Origin of the sequence: Nostoc mirabile CHAB5784 (genome assembly GCF_020829645.1) — a bacterium.
In the GTDB taxonomy this organism is placed as follows: Bacteria; Cyanobacteriota; Cyanobacteriia; order Cyanobacteriales; family Nostocaceae; genus Nostoc; species Nostoc mirabile.
Genome location: NZ_JAIVFS010000006.1, coordinates 131350 through 148946, shown reverse-complemented (window position 1 = coordinate 148946; position 17597 = coordinate 131350). Strand labels below are relative to the sequence as shown.

Below are 17597 nucleotides of genomic sequence, written 5' to 3'. Positions count from 1 at the left end.
TTTTTTAGCCACCTAAAGCGTTGAATACTGTATTACCTGTAGCTCCTAATACTCCTCCTGACTTTTGCCCTATCTGACCTTGCCCAGTTACTGCCTCACGTTCAATCGCAGTCAGTGTCTGTCCTGCTGCTCCTGCAAGGGATTGGGTAGCACCAAACGTTGCTTCTAAATCGTTAACAGTGCTGCCGCCAACAATTGAGCTTTGTTGTGTCTCGTTCAACTCCTCAAATAAGGTTGCAGAAATATCTCCATTTACTATTGACATTCCTAAATCTAACATTTGAATAGCCATCAGTTCAACTCTTAATTCTATAAGTTACACAAGCAATTATACAGTTTATGTCATGTGATGTTATACATATTTGGAAATATCCTACTTTTCTTACTTTTCCTACTTTTTATTTTCGATAAATTCATGTCGTATAAATAGCAATTAAGTAATTTTATTTAGGCTATAGCTTAGAAATAAAAAACTTCTTACCTCTTGTATCCTTTTAGTATTGGCTATTTTTTCATAACAGAATAATTGAGGATTTATACAAAACATCCTACTAAACCTACTTTTCCCACTAATACTAATTATTGTTGTAACTAAATATACAATCATTACATTAGATGAAAAAATATTGAGTGTAATGACTACCTCTGCTATTAAACCAACTCCCCATCCACAGCTGCGTTGGCGTAGCCCGCGCTTCTCTACCAGACGCTGCGCGTAGCTTGCTTAAGAGGAGGGGTACGACTTGCCTCTGTTACCACCGCAGGCATCGCCCACTGGGGAAACTTTGCCAGCAGCCTCTTGATGATACAGCTGCATCATCTCCCCAATCGCCACAGCCTCACCTTCTGACATACATCACCTAACGGGAGCGATAGTCAACAGAAAGTAGCAAAATTTTTAATCTAGGTCTATTTTAGCGATCGCAGATGCAAGTTTGAGGAAGGATAAACCTCATTTCGTCAGATGCAGCAGGCTACGTAAAAGATTCTATGTGCGACGCCGAATAGCCCGTCGTAGATATCGCATTTTTTGAGTAGATTAACAATAGACCATCTCAAAGGCACTTTATGACTTCTTTTGATTCCGTTGAAGATTTGGTACTAGTTGCTGGTGCTACTGGTGGAGTGGGACAACTGGTGGTAGGCAAGTTACTAGAAAAGGGTTTGAAAGTTCGCGTTCTGACACGCAATGCCGCAAAAGCTGAAGAAATGTTTAACCAGAGAGTGGAAATTGCCGTTGGTGACATCCGCCAGCCAGCTACACTACCAGCCGCAACGCAAGATACAAGCCACATCATCAGTTGTACTGGAACCACTGCCTTTCCCTCTGCGCGATGGGAGTTTGAGCAATCCCCAAACTTGATTGAATGGGGAATCACTTTCCTTAACCCCAAATCTAGTGAAGCAAAAGCAAAGAATAGTCCGGCAAAGGTCGATGCCCAAGGTGTGAGCAACCTAGTGGCAGCAGCACCCCGCAATTTGAAGCGGTTCGTTTTCGTCTCTTCTTGCGGAATTCTCCGTAAAAATCAGTTTCCTTTTAGTGTTCTTAATGCTTTTGGCGTGTTGGATGCCAAACAGAAGGGCGAAGAGTCTATTATTAACTCAGGATTACCCTACACCATTATCCGCCCAGGACGCCTGATTGACGGGCCATATACCTCATACGACCTCAACACCCTGCTGAAAGCAAAAACCGGGGGTAAATACGGTGTGGTAGTAGGCACTGGGGATACACTTTCGGGTGATACCAGCCGGATTGATGTAGCAAACGCTTGCGTAGAAAGTCTTTTACACCCAAATAGTTCCAGGAAAATTTTTGAAATAGTCAACCAGGGACAAAGGCCGCCTGTAATTAACTGGGAAACTCTTTTCTCTGGGCTTTAGTGAGCGCTGAGTAGTATTTTATCCAATGCCAAATTCCAAAATATTGCTGATTATACCGAATACGGAAGCAATGCCTGCGGTTGTTGCTAGCCTACGCGCCTTTTAATTTTTGTTCTATTTTCGGTACTTTTGTAATTTATTACCTCTAAAGACGGCAAACACGACTCTACCGTTACGGTTCACCCTAATTACTGAAAGTATTAATTCTCATACATTAGACAAAGTGAAGGCAATAAATCCATGAAATAACTAAAAAAACTATTTAGTTAGTTTAACCGTCCTAAGTAAGGTTCGGGAAACCACCCTTCATGGACTGGCTAGCACTAAGCTTCAGTATATATATCAGCATATCTGGAGTTTTAACCCCAGAAAAGCCAAAACAAAGGTATTCATGCTGAACTGGCTGATTTATTGACCCTATTGGTTCAAAATTTAGTCCTTTATATTCTCATTCATTCATTTGTAGTTATACGGAGCCAGCACCTAAAATGGCAAAAGTAGTTGGAATTGACTTAGGAACAACGAACTCCTGCGTGGCAGTGATGGAAGGTGGTAAACCCACAGTAATTGCTAATGCTGAAGGTTTTCGGACAACGCCATCAGTAGTCGCATTTGCGAAAAATGGTGACAACTTGGTTGGCCAAATCGCCAAACGCCAAGCGGTGATGAACCCCGAAAATACGTTTTACTCAGTCAAACGCTTTATCGGACGCCGCTACGACGAAGTTGGTAACGAAGCTACGGAAGTTTCTTACAAAGTCCTCAGCAGCAACGGCAATGTCAAATTAGATTGTCCGATAGCTGGTAAACCGTTTGCTCCTGAAGAAATTTCTGCAAAAGTTCTTCGCAAACTAGTTGAAGATGCCAGCAAATACCTCGGTGAAACTGTAACCCAAGCTGTAATCACTGTTCCGGCATACTTCAACGACTCTCAACGGCAAGCGACAAAAGACGCTGGTAAAATTGCAGGTATTGAAGTTCTACGGATTATCAACGAGCCGACAGCTGCATCTTTGGCTTATGGATTTGACAAGAAGAGTAACGAAACCATCCTCGTATTTGACCTTGGTGGTGGTACCTTCGACGTATCCGTGCTGGAAGTAGGAGATGGAGTTTTTGAAGTACTAGCCACATCTGGTGATACTCACCTTGGTGGTGACGACTTCGATAAAAAAATAGTTGACTTCTTAGCTGAGAAGTTCAAGAAAGCCGAAGGTATTGAGCTACGGAAAGACAAGCAAGCTTTACAACGTCTGACGGAAGCCGCAGAAAAAGCCAAAATTGAGCTTTCTAGCGTTACCCAAGCAGAAATCAACCTGCCATTTATCACCGCTACCCAGGATGGGCCCAAGCACCTGGATACAACCCTAACTCGCGCTCAGTTTGAAGAACTTTGCTCTGACTTAATCGACCGTTGCCGTATTCCTGTGGAAAACGCCCTTCGGGATGCCAAGTTAAACAAAGGCGATATTGATGAAGTGGTGTTAGTTGGTGGTTCTACCCGCATTCCCGCAGTCCAACAGATTGTGAAGCAGGTATTGGGTAAAGACCCCAACCAAAGCGTTAACCCTGATGAAGTCGTAGCAGTTGGTGCAGCTATTCAAGCTGGGGTACTGGCTGGTGATGTAACTGGCATCTTGCTGTTAGATGTGACACCGCTATCTTTGGGTGTTGAAACATTGGGCGGCGTGATGACTAAAATTATCCCCCGCAACACCACAATTCCCACCAAGAAATCGGAAGTATTCTCCACTGCTGTGGATGGACAAACCAATGTAGAAATTCACGTCCTCCAAGGTGAACGCGAATTCTCTAACGACAACAAGAGCTTGGGAACCTTCCGCCTCGATGGTATTCCTCCTGCACCACGCGGCGTTCCTCAAATCGAAGTGGTGTTCGATATTGACGCCAACGGTATCCTTAACGTTACCGCTAAGGACAAAGGGACTGGCAAAGAACAGTCCATCAGCATAACCGGCGCTTCCACCCTGGATAAATCTGACGTTGACCGGATGGTTAGAGAAGCTGAACAAAACGCTTCATCTGACAAAGAACGGCGTGAAAAGATTGAACGCAAGAATCAAGCCGACTCTTTGGCATACCAAGCTGAAAAGCAGCTACAAGAATTGGGCGATAAAGTTCCCGATGCTGACAAGACCAAAGTCGAAGGTTTGGTGAAAGAACTGCGGGAAGCAGTTGCTAAAGAAGACGATGAGCAAATCAAAAAGCTTACTCCAGAATTGCAACAAGCGCTATTTGCTGTTGGTAGCAATATTTATCAACAAGCTGGTAACAGTGCTACACCTGGTGCTGAACCCCAAGATGGTGGTTCCACATCTAGCTCTGGTAGTGGCGATGATGTAATTGACGCTGATTTTACAGAGAGCAAATAATTCCCCTACTTCTTTTGGGAAGATTATTTAGTCCCACCTCATATTACCCACTCAGGCAAATCCCTAAGTGGGGATTTTTTTAGGAGTTATGAGTAGAGACGCGATTAATCGCGTCTGTACAGGAGTTAGGAGTACAGACGCGATTAATCGCGTCTGTACAGGAGTTTGAAGTTAGAGTAGAACTAATATTGGTAACTCTTAATCTTAATTCTTAACTTTATTCCTAACTCCTGACTCTCAACTCCTAACTCCCTTATGCCATATCCACAAGCACCTTGGACACTTCAGGGCTACGCTATCCAAACTCTGCATTTGGTAAATATTGACCAAGTGCGCCCTTTGATTCCCTTAGAGTTAGAAATTATTTCTGTATGGCCTGGTAAAACTCTCGCTAGCGTGTATTTATCTAATTATGGGTCAGGCTCGGTACTGGAGTACAGCGAGTTAATTATTGCCCCAGCTGTGGTTAATTACCAAAAGAAAATTGGTGGCTGGGTTTCCCATATTTATGTAGATAATGCTGATTCGGTGGCTGGTGGTCGAGAAATTTGGGGACTACCAAAGGAACTAGCGGAGTTTACCTGGGAACAAGGAAAGCACGTTACTGTACATCAGGGAAATCAGAGATTGTGTAGTCTTAACTATAATCAACAAAGCTTGGCATGGAGACAGTGGTTAAGTGCCTCTGCTTTTGGCGCCAAGGGTGCTGATTTGCTGATATTCCCTGCTGAATTTGAGTCGGTGTTGGGTTTGATTAGTTCTAAGTTAGAAATCCCCGCCGAAAGTCCTTTTTCTGGAATAGGTTTAGGTCAGCCTTGGTTAACTGTGCGCTGTGAGCAGATGAGTTTGCGGATTGATGCGCCAAAAGTTGTGGGATACATACACATCTAAATTTCTAAATTGAGAACAATAGCACGGCATATCTCATGACAAGGCACTTTGCGTCCATGCGTCTACGCTATCTTAAATGAGAGCAGGTTGTGATATTCTTACTTGTTGCATATTTACTTAGTCTAATTGCTTCCTAGCTCGCAGGTTGGTGCAAGATGTGATGTAAAATTATTTATGGTGCGATCGCTTGACAGTATCAGCTCACCAGTTATCACCACTTCATTGGCCGTCACCCTGAATGTAGAAGTTATTCTTACCAACATTGCGACATTTCTCCTTAACATCGCAATATTCATCATCAACATTACGATATTCATAAGCAATATTGCAATATTCATCATCAACATTACAATATTCATCATCAATACCGTAATATTCATCATCAACATTACGATATTCATAAGCAATATTGCAACATTCATCATCAACATTACAATTTTCACTATCAATACTGTAATATTCATCATCAACATTACGATATTTCGGTATAACCTATTTCCCAGTCCCCATTCCCCTTGGGTTAAGCTTTTTTCTCTCCCCCTGCTTCCTCTGCAACGCCAGCCTCCTTTGGCTCCCCTGCCTGCCTTAACAGATAAATTTCCACAAAGCCAAGCCTATTCATACAAACAGAAGCTCTACCTGCGTGGGCTAATAGACCTTATATTTTTTTGGAAATACCTTCAGAAAAGGCTAAAAGCCAGATGATAAAACTATAGAAGCAAACAGTTAAAAACTTATGGAAATGCGATCGCTGTTATTATCTCTGAAGATTGCTCTTTCACTTCTTTTTGTAGATGTCGTCACAGAGATAGCGATCGCTCTCTGCTTTTGGGTTATTCTTCAGATAATCATGCGCCACCTCACAACCACGCTTGAGCAGTTCCTTGAGGTCAAAATTCCAAACTGAAATTCCGTTGCCAGAAGGAGCAGCAATAGTTTTACCATCTCGACTAAAACTAACATCATTGCTACCAAAGCGCTCATAAGTTGTCAATAAAGTACCATCAATGCTCCAGAGTTTGACTTTTGTCACACCAGCTGAGGCAATCATCTTACCATTTGGGCTAAAACTGACTTTGGTAACAGGCTCATCAGCATTTAAAGTAGCTGAACTTTTACTATTTTTGCTATCTAGACTCCAAAGTTTTATTGTATTGTCTTGACTGGCAGAGGCAATAGTTTTACTATCTGGGCTGAAACTCACACTTGTTACCTTGTTACCATGCTCTTCAAAAGATTTAATTACTTTGCCATCGGTTTGCCAGACTTTAACGGTTTTGTCATCACTCGCTGAGGCAATTAGCTCACCATCTGGGCTAAAACTGACGCTGTTTACCTTATTTTTATGTCCAGTGAAAGTGTAAACCAGAGTACCATCACGCCGCCAAAGTTTCACAGTATTGTCGTCACTTGCTGAAGCAATCATCCCACTCTTAGGGCTGATACTCAAACTCTTTATCCAACTTTTATGCCCTGGCAAAGTCTTTAATAGTTGAGCTTCCTTGCCTGATTGTTCAGGAAGCTGCCATAGTTTTAATACATCATCACTCCCAAAAATTGCTATTTTATTGCTATTGGGGATAGGTACCATGCTTTCAACCCGATTATTTTGTACCTTAATAGTCTTTAACAGTTTTACTTTTGTCTTACCATTACCATTAATTCCCCAGAATTGTACTTCATTCTTATTAGTCTGGATAGCTAAGGTTTGACTATCTGAACTGAAACTCAGTAGGGGTTGGTAGTCGCAGAAATTATCATCACTAAAGTGCTCAATCTTTTTATCTGGAAGACACTCGAAAGTTTTGAGGAAAGTACCGTCAATCCGCCACAGTTCTACAGTACCAAAATTTGTTGTGATAATTAAAATTTGACCATCTCGGCTGAACTTTAAATCTGATGAATTATTGCTTAAATTTACCTTTTGACTTTTGACTTGAATAGTTCTAATTGGTGTACCATCACGCTTCCAAAGCTTTAAATTATCATTGCCTTCAACAGTAACAAAAGTTTGGTAATCCGGACTAAAACTCTTTACACGTTTATCCAAAGTTAAGAGAAGAGATCCATCACGCCTCCAAAAATTTACTTTGTTATTATCATTGTAACGAAGAATTATCTGACTATCAGGCGTAAAATCTAAGACTCCAATATAGCGGCTTTTGTCCTTATTCTGAAGCTTTACCAGGAAAGTGCCATCCATGCGCCATAATTCTGGTGTCTTCTCCGTCTCATTTTGCACTCGATTGTTAATAGCTATTATCTCCCCATCAGAGCTAAAATTTACTGACATTTTCTGATCAGATTTCAGACTCTTAATTAATTTACCGTCCCTTGCCAGAAAATTTACAGTGTTATCGCTGTCCAAAATAGCCAACGTTTTGCTATTACGACTGAAACCAATATTTTGGATATCACCATTAAAGCTGGTAATAAGTGTTCCATTGCGACGCCAGAGTTTAATAATCTTATCTTCACTAGCTGTGACAAGAGTTTCTCCATCTGGGCTGAAGTTGATCTGAGATACTTTATTAAGGCCATTAAGGCTGGCAATGAATGTTCCATCCCGTCGCCAGAGTTTGACAGTTTTATCTTCACTAGCGGTGGCAAGAGTTTCTCGATTTGAACTGAAGCTAATCTGGTATATCTTATCTTTGTGACCTTGGAGAATTTTAATTAGCTTGCCATCAGTTGATGATAGTAGTTCTACAGTATTATCATTCCTTACTAGAGCAATTGTTCGGTTATTGGGGCTGAAACTGCCATCAATAAATTTACCCTGAGAACTTTTGATAAAAGTACCATTCTGCGACCACAGTTGCAATGTATTAACCTGACTGGCAGAAACTAATTTATGACTATCGGTACTAAAACTAATTTTTGATTTACTTTCTGGCAAGGTTGTCTTTAGAGTGCCATCACGTTGCCAAAGTTTTACTTCTTTATTATTAATAGAGGCAACTATCTGACCATTGGGACTGAAACTGACTTCATTCACCTCCTTCACCTCATTAAACTCACTTTCATTAGAAGTTTGGAATTTTCTGCTTTCCAGACTCCAGAGTTTTATAGTTTTGTCCTCGCTTCCAGAAGCGAGCATCTTACCATCAGGGCTGAAGCTAATACTAGTGACTGTATTTCTATGTCCTCTAAAATTAAAGTTAACTCTGTTTTTAGTGTCAATCTTTAAAATTGATGCGATTAGAGTTTCTCCAGAGACGCTAGCCGTGTAAAGAGCCCGACCATCACGGCTAAAAACTGGACTTTGATAACTACCATACAATGAATTAATAAAAGAGCCGTCACGACGCCTTAGTGTAATATCACTACCATTTTCTACAACAATAGTTTGGCTATCGGGGCTGAAGCTGACGCCATTACCTCCTTGATTCAATGTTTTAATTTCTTTTCCATCTAGACTCCATAATCTCATCATATTGTTACTAGTAGAAGCAATTACCTTGCCATCCGGGCTAAAGTTGACGCTGTTAATGCCCTCCTTGTGTCCCCTGAAGGTTTTGATTTCTGTACCGTCCAAATTCCAAAGTTTTAAAGTTTCGTCGTTACTACCAGAAATCAATTTGTGTCCATCGGGGCTGAAGCTAAAAGTAGTAATCTCCTCTTTATGTCCTTTGAAAGTGGCAATTTTTTTACCTTCTAAACTCCACAATTTTAGAGTTTTATCTTCACTCGCAGAAAGTATTTTTTGACTGTTGGGGCTGAAGCCAAGCCTAGTAATTTTCTTTTCATGGGCTTTAAAATTTTTGATTTTTCTACCATCGCGATTCCAAATTATCACCACGCCATCTGCACTGCCAGAGGCTAACATTTTACCGTCAGGACTAAAGCTAAGGCTCGTGACAGTATCACTATGTCCTTCTAAGCTGTTACGCTCTTTTATGGTATAAACTGCATCTTGTAATGCAGTCTTTACTTGCATTTCAGTTTCGGGTTTTACTCCAACTGACCACCACTGTTGCAGTCGTTTACCTGCTTTTATACTTTTGACCAACGCCTCTAAATCTTGATTCGATTTTAGTAGCCCTTTTGCTTCTGTACTTATAGATATGAGTTGGGTATTGTTCTGACTTATCAACACCACAGGTAAGAATATTGTTAATGCTCCAGCTATCGTTCCTAATGATACTTTCCAAAGCAATCCGCGACGTGTTTCTAGTAGTTGCTGCTTAAGAACTTCATTCAGCTTTGCTTCTGTTAGCTTTCGTTGTTCTCTCTCCTTTTCCAACTCAGCAATTAATCTGGCTGATTGTTGCTGGCGCACAAATGGTACTAAATAATCATGTACTAGTTGATAGCGGTCAGCAGGTGATGCTGGTACTCTTAGGACTAACCCCGATTTCACTAAGATTTCTAAAACTAAGTCGAGTTTTTCAGTTTTTACATCTAACTCTAATTCCAAATCAGCACGAGTTTTTAAAGGGCGGGTATTATTTTCATCTGTGAGCAAATATAAAACTAATTTAGCTATCTGTTCATTATCAGAACCGCAGTCTTGGACAATTTCTTCTAAAAATCGCCCAACAAAGTTTTCTTTAGGCCCATGTTGCTGATACTGTTCTAGCTTCGTTATTTTTTCTGTTTGTAATTGCGCTCCTACTACTTGCAATTCAATGGGGCGTACTTCGCCTAAGTCTCTAGCTAAATCTTTCACCAATTCATCAATTAATGGTGCTTCTAAAACTGACTGGCTTTTTTGAGTTAAGTTTTGAATAATTAATTTAGCGTCTTCTAATGAAAAGTTATCCAAATGGTAGAGAATATCTTTATCTAAAACATTATTATTAATTACATCAAAGTTTGCCAGCCGATTATTACATTCTAATAAATAATGGAGATAATCTTCGCGTAAAGACAAGATAACCTTTATATAAGGGATATCTAAGCAGTCACGTAAAAATTCGTAAAATTTTCGTCTATTGCTTGGATCATTATAAATGAAGAAAAATTCTTCAAATTGATCGAATATTAAAACTGTCAGCAGGTTATAATCATCATGTTTTTCTAATTGCTTGAGAATAGACTTTTCCCCTGCTGCGTCTTCTCTTAAGGGAGGAGAGTATTCATAGCTTCTGCCTTCATAAGGAATGCGCGGTAAATCAGAAATAGCATCTCGTAAACGGTTGCCTAATTCTATAATCCAATCTGGGTAAGCTTGCTGTAAAACAGGCAAAACATCACGAACACCAATGGATCTCTGTTTCAATGCAGGGATTAATCCAGCCTGTAAAATTGAACTTTTACCAACACCTGATTGCCCATGAATAATTGTTAGTTTACGGTCATGTTGACCCATGCGCTCAATGAGGCGATTAATATCTTGCTGTCTTCCAGAAGCAGCGATTTCTGTGGCTACTGTTGCTTGTTGTTCAACCGATGGTAAAGTCGGGTTATTTACTATTTGTTGTGCTTGTAACCTACCTGCACCCATGAAAGCACGGAAACCATATTGCTGTTCAAGCGATCGCTGTTCTTGTTTAAGATGAAATGCAGTTCGATATTCACCTTTTTTAAAGTAGTTTGCTCGTAACTCTGCCAAAATCTGAATGTAAAGTTCTGGATCGTATTGTGCTTTGGTTTCTGTTCTGGCAGTTTCTAAGGTTTGCAGTGCTGCTTCTGGTTGATTGAGTGCAGATTGCGATCGCGCTAACGCAAAAAAATACCAACCCTGATGATACGACCTTTCCCAATCTAAATCTGCTTTCATCTCCTCTGAGACTGGCTCAGATGTATCTATTTGCAAGCTATCCAGCAAAGAAAGCGCTTGTTCGGCTGTTTGCTTTGCCTCATTCCAAGCGGATTTAGCAATTAGCACCTCAGCCAGAAAGCTATAAGCTCTGGCTAGTTTAAACTGATTAGGATAGGTTTGATGCAACGCAATTGCTTTGTTAGCAACAGCCTCCAACTCTTCCCACTGTTGCAAATCTTGCAGTACAGAACCCAAAGCGTTGATAAATTTTGCTACCAAATCTTGGCGATTAGCTTGCTCAAATACCTCAATACATTCCTGAAAATAATTTTTAGCAAAACCAATAGCACGATCGCGTTCGGGGTGATGTAACACTGCATAGGTACGCCACCAAAGTCCTAGAGAGTAAAGTAAACAGGCGCGTCGTTCTAGGAAGCGGGGTGATGGTGAATCGTTGACAAAAAGAGCTAAACTACGCTCGTAATATTGCCCTGACAATTCCAGTGAACTAGAATTCGCCCGACCTAGCATAAATTCTAAACTCGCTTCCAGTTCTGGATTCAAACTCAAACGACGATTTTGTAAATCATGCCATGCTGACTCCAACTCAACTCGGCGTGGAGAGCCAACTTGTAAATTCAGCGCTGTACTATCGAGATATCTGCCTGCACCAGCGGCTAAAACTTTTTCAAAGATTTCATCAGCAGTTTGCTGGATAAAATCAATTAAATCATCAGTGGCGATCGCAAATTCAACGATAGTACTCCAACTGTGTAAATCTGGTGCTAATCGCATGAGTTTGTGCAGCACGTCATCCGTTACCCACAACACCAACGGGAAGTAAAAATTTTTTCTAAACTCCTCCCTGACCTGATTAGCACCACTCAGCACTTGTTCTAGCTTGCTGACCGATTCTAAACCAGATACTACCAGCGCCTGGGGATGCTCAGAACCGAGTAAATTTTGGATAGTCTGGAAAAATGTTTTAATCGATTTATCCAAAACTATCTCCCGAATTTTCAAATCGCTCGACGCTTGCAGACTTTGCACCAAACGCCTTCGCAAACTAGCTCCATTACAAAGTGCCAAAATCAGGGAAAATTCTTCTTGAGAAGTAGCGATCGCCCATATTAATTCCTGTAAAGAATTTTCGTTGTACTTCAGTACATTTTCTGAGTGATGTCGGTTAACCATAGCTAAAATTCTGGCGTTTTTCGCGATTCATCAGAAATGACTGCAAATTGAGTTGTTGTAGTCCAACTGTAGAAATCAGGTGCTATCCGCTGAAGCTTTACTATAACCTCATCATTAACCCATAGCACAATAGGAAGTGAAAAATTTTTGAAATTATCTCTAAAAATATTTGTCGTAATTAGCACTTTATCTATCTCAGTAACTGATTCTAGACCATATACCATTAAGGCTGTTACCTGCTCATTTATTAATTTAGCTTCGATAAAGGTATAAAGTTTTGTATCAGATTTCTCAATAAATATTTCTTGAATATTACGTTCATATATTGTTAGCAGGTGTTGTCTAATAGAATTTTGTAGGAAAGGATCGTTACAATGCGCTAAAAGAACTGAAAAGTTTCCTTCAGATGCCTTCATTGCCCATACCAACTCCTCCAATGACTCATTATGGTAGGCAGTGACATTTTTCTGGCAACGTAGGTTTCTCATCACTGTAATTTTCTTGATTCTGCCAAAATCGGATTAATTTCAAACCAAGACCCCTGAGTATCTCGGTACTCATAGACGAATCGACTGTGTACCAAAATTCGGTATCCATCATCGCCGCTTACCCATTTCCGCTCTTGTACTTGGCGCAACAAGTCCCACTCATCATCTGTGATTGCTAAGGTCATTTGATTGCAGTAGGCTCTAATTACAGTTTCTAACCCTGCACGCGATAAAGGTAGTTTTCTTTCCTTTTTGATCCAATCGTTGAGCAGTCTGAGTAATTCGCGGACATGACCGCCACTAATTCGGCAGAGTCTTTCTAATGTTTCCGGAGTATCAAAAATCTCTGTAATCCAGCCGAGGCGCTCCTGTGGCTGATTATCAGGATAAACTCTTGCTAGTATCATCTGTGCCAATAGTGCCATACCTTCAGCGCATTCACTGCCATCGCGTAATTGCACTGGCACCATTGGTAACACTTTTGGATAGACCATAAACCGCTGTGTTAACCTGCTCAAGTCGTTGGAAAACATTAACTCTAAAGGCATGGTGTAAACCATGTGGCACTTGAGTTGAGTTAATTGTTCTCCCCGATCTACAAATAGATATTCAGGCTGAGGTCGTCCCCAGGACTTGTTAGCAGTCTCAACGCGATCAAGATTATCGACAATTACCACTAGTCCTTTTTTGCCGTGTTGCTTCAGTTTTACTATGGCAGGTTCGAGTAGTTCCTCGTTAATTACATCTATAATGCCTTTTGTGCGCGGCCCTAAATATTCTCTTAACTTGTTGCGAAGTTCAGGGCTATTTTTGGCTTTGGCTGTAATCTTGTCAATGCCTAGTGCCACCACTGATACTCCTTCTTTCTCATTTGCTTTCAGTTCTCCAATATCTGGATTTTTCGCTTCGGCGGCAAACTTACCCTCAGTACTCGTAGAAACTTTACCAATGCCAGGAATTGATGCTTCGGCAGAAACTTCAACTTCTGTCATCAACAGTTTAGCGGCTCCTTGAAGTATTTTCTTCAGACCTTGGGGTTCAGGAATTTCCAGTTTTTCTAAGCTATCGAGACTTTCACTAACTCGGCGAGCTACGCTCAATAAAATATCACTGATATCAACATCACCCATTTCTAGGTCTTGACTGGATTCAAAATATACTACATGAAAGTCTGATTGCTCTAATTCTGCTTTCAGCCTGAGCAATTCTGTAGATTTGCCGCAGCCGATATGTCCTGTAAATAATTCGCAGGTAGTCCCTTCCGGTGAGAAAAATGTAATATTCTCCTTTAACTCCTCAATAATCCTGCCACCGCGCACTGAGGAAAAATCAATATAGTACTTTCGATCCTCGGCATTTTCTACAGCCAAGGTCTTGCTAGGGTTGCAAGCTTGGTAAAACTTCTGCAAATCGAGTGTCATTTTAATTCAGTTCCTAAAGAATTTGTTTTTGAACACAGTTGATGCAGACCAGATTGATATAGCAGCCTCAAGCGTTTTCTGTAAATTAATAATTAAAGGTGAATGAGATTAAGTAGGTGGGTGGGAAAATTTATAAGTTCATCATTGCGAGTGTAACGAAGTGAAACAAAGCAATCACAAGAGTTTTAGCGAGTTTACATTTCGTTGCATAGTTCGGTTTATTCATGCTTACTTATCAGTCTTATGGCTAATAATGACTATGTACAATAATTAAGTAACTTGGATTAAACAAAATACAAAACTTCTTTTTTGTATGGTGTGTTAGCAACAGCGTAACACACCATTAAAGGTGCTTTCGGTGGGTTATAAATGTAACGCAACAGCAGTTATAATCGGCGGAAGCCGCCGCTCATACTGCCTCCACTACGAAAGTTGTAAGCTATTAAATCCATTTTCCTAAATCAGCCATTGTAAATAAAGCTACCATTTTAAATTGCTTAAGGGATTACTTCATAGGCATTTTGAATCTTGAATTCTGCATAGCAGTACTAGTTCTTTGACTCTAAACTACTCAAAATTCTTTCAACCAGTCGTGATAGTATTGATTGTACATCTGTATATTGAGTAGATATATTATCAAAAGTTCTTTTGATATTTTGGATATTATTTTCTCTTTTTATATCTCTAATAAAATCACGAATTGAATTTAGCTTTCCACTTAATTCTCCTCCTTCTCTAACATCAAGTGCTGGAAGCTGACTCATACCAAAGTTAATTTGACCATGATTAGTTTCGATTTGATTGATAAAGATTCCTGTATACTGGAGTGCTTTATCTGGTGCTGTTGCAATAAGTTCAGAAGCCTTATTTGATATGGCTATTACTACTTTTACATCAGATAATATTAAAGAATAAGAGCGAAGAAGTTGTACTAAAGTAGGAAACCCACTATTAACTTGCTTTTCCAGAGACGTAACCTCTCTTTTTAGTTCATCTAATTTAGGTTGGCGTTGAAATATATTTGTTTTTTCAACTGTATCTAAGATATATTTTATATCCCCTATTGTTTTAATTATAGAAGCTAATAATGACAAATCAATACTCATATTTTTACGCCTCAATATAAATATAAAGCTCAAATTTTTATTTCCTAGGATGAAGCAATATACATAACATAATCTAGCTTATCAAAATGCTGGCAATAATTTTTGAAATTATGATCTCCATATCTGTATAGTGAGTTGCTATGTTATTGAAAAGGTATATAACCCTTTTTACATCATCCTCACTGCATGACTTCAGGTCTTTGATACTATCACGAATCAATTTTAGTAATGAATCTAATTCACCTCTGTCTGACTCTGAATTATTCGTAATTGCAAGCCGATTTATTGCAGAAGAAATTTTTCCATAGGAATTTTCTGTATTATTAGTAGCCATTGGTTTATAATTTTTTGCCTCATAAATTAATAAAGCTGCTTTGTGTACTTGTTGTCTAGCCAATAAAACTTCTGATATCAATGAATGACAATTGTTAAGCGATTGATTGAATTGAGAAAAAATATCAATTTCTTCTATTAATTGTTTTTCAATACAACTAATTAGATTTTTTACATTTTGACATTTTTTCTTGATGGGCGACAAAAAAAATCTCCACATGGGTATTTTATGCAGAAATTCTTTTATATCTTTAATATTTTCAAAAATAGGATTAAAACGCAATCGTGAAGAGTTAGTAGAAGTCATCTTGATCTAATCTATTATATAGTTTTGCTTGTTCTTTATTTATTTTCCAGTATTCAAGCAGAGCAGTAACAACACTATAAATATCTCTCTGCTTTTCTTTATCTAGACTTGTAAGAATTTCTTGACAAAAATTATAAGCAGAAAGTGCTGCATCAAAAGCACTAGAGTAATCTTGTGTTAAAAAAAACTTATCATATCTATTAGATAGTTTTTCTAGTCCATCAAAAAGCGTTGAATCAATAATATCTTTAGCACTTTTATTTTGATGTTGCTTTTGAGATTCTACGCGCGACTTAAATTCTGTCTTTTCCACAAATAAAGGGTTAACATCAAACCAAGATCCCTCGAAATCACGGTACTCGTACACAAACATACTGCGGAGCAGCATTCGGCATTGGTTATTTTCAATCACCTTTTTCTCTCGGGCAATTTTTTCTAGCAACTGCCACTCATCGTCTGTTTTAATTGCTGCAACTCGCGAATTTTTTTGCTCTCGAATTACGTCTTCTAGAATTTGAGATTCCAGAGGTAGTTTCTTTTGCTTAATAATAGATTGATTGAGGATTCCGAGCAGATTCCTAACATGACCTCCACTGATACGACACAAACGGTCTAATGTTTCAGGACTATCAAAAACTTCTTCGATTTTGTCAATACGTTGCTCTGCTTTCAAATCTGGGAAAGCTCTTGCCAACACCATCTGCTGTAGTAAATCCATTCCTTCTTTGCATTCGCTGCCATCTCGATGTTGCACTGGTACCATTGGTAATACCTTGGGTTGTACTCCAAACCGCTGTATGAGTGTTGCCAATTCATTTGAGAAAATCAACGCCAAGGGGATAGTGTATATTAAATGGCATTTCAATTTTCGTAATTGCTCTCCCCGATCTACAAACAAGTATTCTGGCTGAGGGCGTCCCCACGGCTTTGGAGAAATATCCACGCGATCAAGGTTATCAACAATTACTACAAGTCCTTTCTTGCCTTCAACTTTTAGGTTCTCTATGGCGGGTTGGAGCAATTCCTGATTAATTACATCTATAAGTTGTGCTGTTCGTGGCTCCAAATACTCCCGCAATCGGCTGCGAAGTTCAGGGGCTTTGGTTTTAGCACCAATTCTTCCTATTTGTAGAAAAAGATGAATTTCTTCTTCACTGCCTTTATGAATTAACGAAGCTTCCAACCCTACTTCTGTGTGTAAACACTGTTCTGCTTCTTTGAGCAACGCCTGAAGACGCTTTGGTTGCTCGATTTTGAATGGTTGTAAACTTTCACTCACACTACTAGCGATCGCTAACAGAATATCAGCAATATCGACATTTTCCATTTCCATGTTGTTACTAGACTCAAAGTAAACTACATGAAAACCTTCCCGCTCTAGTTCTGCTTGGAGTCGCAGCAACTCAGTAGATTTGCCACAACCTATATGCCCTGTAAATAGATTACAGGTTGGCTCATCAGGTGAAAGGAAGGTGATAATTTCCTTCAATTCCTCAATGATCTGACCACCACGGACTGAGGAAAAATCAATATAATACTGTCCCTCGTCCTGATTTTTCACATTCAGCGTCTTGCTGGGCTGAGTTGCTTGAAAAAATTTACGTACATCCAGGTTTTCCACAATTTACCTCGGCGTATTCAATAAAATAAACACAAAGGCTTATTTGCTTTTCAGAAAAACAAAGTCTTTAGAGCCAGCTTGTGATAAACCTATGGTCATTTTTAATCAAGTGCAATACAAAAGCTAGATATGCTAAGGTTGCACACCCACTATTTCTGCAAATCCAGTTTCAGTAACTACTTTGCAAAAAGGCTATTCATTATTATCTACACAAACTCTGTCACTTATTCCGCAAAATTAAGGCATTTTTCT

At 39.6% G+C, this 17597-nt stretch carries 12 protein-coding genes; 3 read left to right on the top strand and 9 right to left on the bottom strand.

Going from position 1 to position 17597, the window contains the following annotated elements; all coding sequences use genetic code 11:
• Window positions 1-4: 4 nt before the first annotated feature.
• Together LC653_RS06900 and LC653_RS46150 are read right to left on the bottom strand one after the other, a co-directional pair.
• Window positions 5-292, bottom strand: a complete 288-nt coding sequence (locus LC653_RS06900; RefSeq protein ID WP_229493606.1) for a hypothetical protein — start codon at window positions 290-292, stop codon at window positions 5-7.
• A gap of 432 nt (window positions 293-724) precedes the next feature.
• Entirely contained in the window at window positions 725-853 is a 129-nt protein-coding gene (locus tag LC653_RS46150) for a hypothetical protein (protein ID WP_267922974.1), read from the bottom strand.
• A 215-nt stretch (window positions 854-1068) separates the two neighbouring features.
• Between LC653_RS46150 and LC653_RS06895 the strand changes: the two genes are divergently transcribed.
• The 3 genes from LC653_RS06895 (at window position 1069) to LC653_RS06885 (ending at window position 5168) form a co-directional block, all read left to right on the top strand.
• Window positions 1069-1884 carry an SDR family oxidoreductase gene (locus tag LC653_RS06895; protein ID WP_229493604.1) on the top strand — a complete coding sequence of 272 codons (816 nt, stop codon included), beginning with the start codon at window positions 1069-1071 and terminating at the stop codon, window positions 1882-1884.
• Window positions 1885-2372: 488 nt separating this feature from the next.
• Complete coding sequence (dnaK, locus tag LC653_RS06890; protein ID WP_229493602.1) at window positions 2373-4277, top strand: molecular chaperone DnaK; 1905 nt, start codon at window positions 2373-2375, stop codon at window positions 4275-4277.
• Between the two features lie 255 nt (window positions 4278-4532).
• Window positions 4533-5168: an acetoacetate decarboxylase family protein gene (locus LC653_RS06885; protein WP_229493594.1), complete on the top strand. Its 636-nt coding sequence runs from the start codon at window positions 4533-4535 to the stop codon at window positions 5166-5168.
• A 122-nt stretch (window positions 5169-5290) separates the two neighbouring features.
• Here LC653_RS06885 and LC653_RS06880 read toward each other — a convergent pair whose 3' ends face one another.
• The 7 genes from LC653_RS06880 to LC653_RS06850 all read right to left on the bottom strand — a co-directional run bounded on the left by LC653_RS06880 (window position 5291) and on the right by LC653_RS06850 (window position 17345).
• Window positions 5291-5635 (bottom strand): hypothetical protein, encoded by a 345-nt coding sequence (locus LC653_RS06880; protein ID WP_229493593.1) that lies wholly within the window; start codon window positions 5633-5635, stop codon window positions 5291-5293.
• A 311-nt stretch (window positions 5636-5946) separates the two neighbouring features.
• Window positions 5947-12069 (bottom strand): WD40 domain-containing protein, encoded by a 6123-nt coding sequence (locus LC653_RS06875; protein WP_229493592.1) that lies wholly within the window; start codon window positions 12067-12069, stop codon window positions 5947-5949.
• Between the two features lie 2 nt (window positions 12070-12071).
• Entirely contained in the window at window positions 12072-12557 is a 486-nt protein-coding gene (locus LC653_RS06870) for a hypothetical protein (protein WP_229493590.1), read from the bottom strand.
• Window positions 12557-13978: an ATP-binding protein gene (locus LC653_RS06865; protein ID WP_229493588.1), complete on the bottom strand. Its 1422-nt coding sequence runs from the start codon at window positions 13976-13978 to the stop codon at window positions 12557-12559. Before LC653_RS06865 ends, LC653_RS06870 begins: the two co-directional genes overlap by 1 nt.
• A gap of 548 nt (window positions 13979-14526) precedes the next feature.
• Complete coding sequence (locus LC653_RS06860; RefSeq protein WP_229493586.1) at window positions 14527-15084, bottom strand: hypothetical protein; 558 nt, start codon at window positions 15082-15084, stop codon at window positions 14527-14529.
• 73 nt (window positions 15085-15157) lie between these two features.
• Entirely contained in the window at window positions 15158-15724 is a 567-nt protein-coding gene (locus tag LC653_RS06855) for a hypothetical protein (RefSeq protein WP_229493584.1), read from the bottom strand.
• Complete coding sequence (locus LC653_RS06850) at window positions 15711-17345, bottom strand: ATP-binding protein (RefSeq protein ID WP_308189048.1); 1635 nt, start codon at window positions 17343-17345, stop codon at window positions 15711-15713. Before LC653_RS06850 ends, LC653_RS06855 begins: the two co-directional genes overlap by 14 nt.
• Window positions 17346-17597 lie beyond the last annotated feature (252 nt).

Bases quoted from the DNA above. Each gene is read 5' to 3' on its own strand.
- LC653_RS06900 (WP_229493606.1), bottom strand. From the start codon at position 292: ATGGCTATTCAAATGTTAGATTTAGGAATGTCAATAGTAAATGGAGAT.
- LC653_RS46150 (WP_267922974.1), bottom strand. From the start codon at position 853: ATGTCAGAAGGTGAGGCTGTGGCGATTGGGGAGATGATGCAGCTGTAT.
- LC653_RS06895 (WP_229493604.1), top strand. From the start codon at position 1,069: ATGACTTCTTTTGATTCCGTTGAAGATTTGGTACTAGTTGCTGGTGCT.
- dnaK (WP_229493602.1), top strand. From the start codon at position 2,373: ATGGCAAAAGTAGTTGGAATTGACTTAGGAACAACGAACTCCTGCGTG.
- LC653_RS06885 (WP_229493594.1), top strand. From the start codon at position 4,533: ATGCCATATCCACAAGCACCTTGGACACTTCAGGGCTACGCTATCCAA.
- LC653_RS06880 (WP_229493593.1), bottom strand. From the start codon at position 5,635: ATGATGAATATTACAGTATTGATAGTGAAAATTGTAATGTTGATGATG.
- LC653_RS06875 (WP_229493592.1), bottom strand. From the start codon at position 12,069: ATGGTTAACCGACATCACTCAGAAAATGTACTGAAGTACAACGAAAAT.
- LC653_RS06870 (WP_229493590.1), bottom strand. From the start codon at position 12,557: ATGAGAAACCTACGTTGCCAGAAAAATGTCACTGCCTACCATAATGAG.
- LC653_RS06865 (WP_229493588.1), bottom strand. From the start codon at position 13,978: ATGACACTCGATTTGCAGAAGTTTTACCAAGCTTGCAACCCTAGCAAG.
- LC653_RS06860 (WP_229493586.1), bottom strand. From the start codon at position 15,084: ATGAGTATTGATTTGTCATTATTAGCTTCTATAATTAAAACAATAGGG.
- LC653_RS06855 (WP_229493584.1), bottom strand. From the start codon at position 15,724: ATGACTTCTACTAACTCTTCACGATTGCGTTTTAATCCTATTTTTGAA.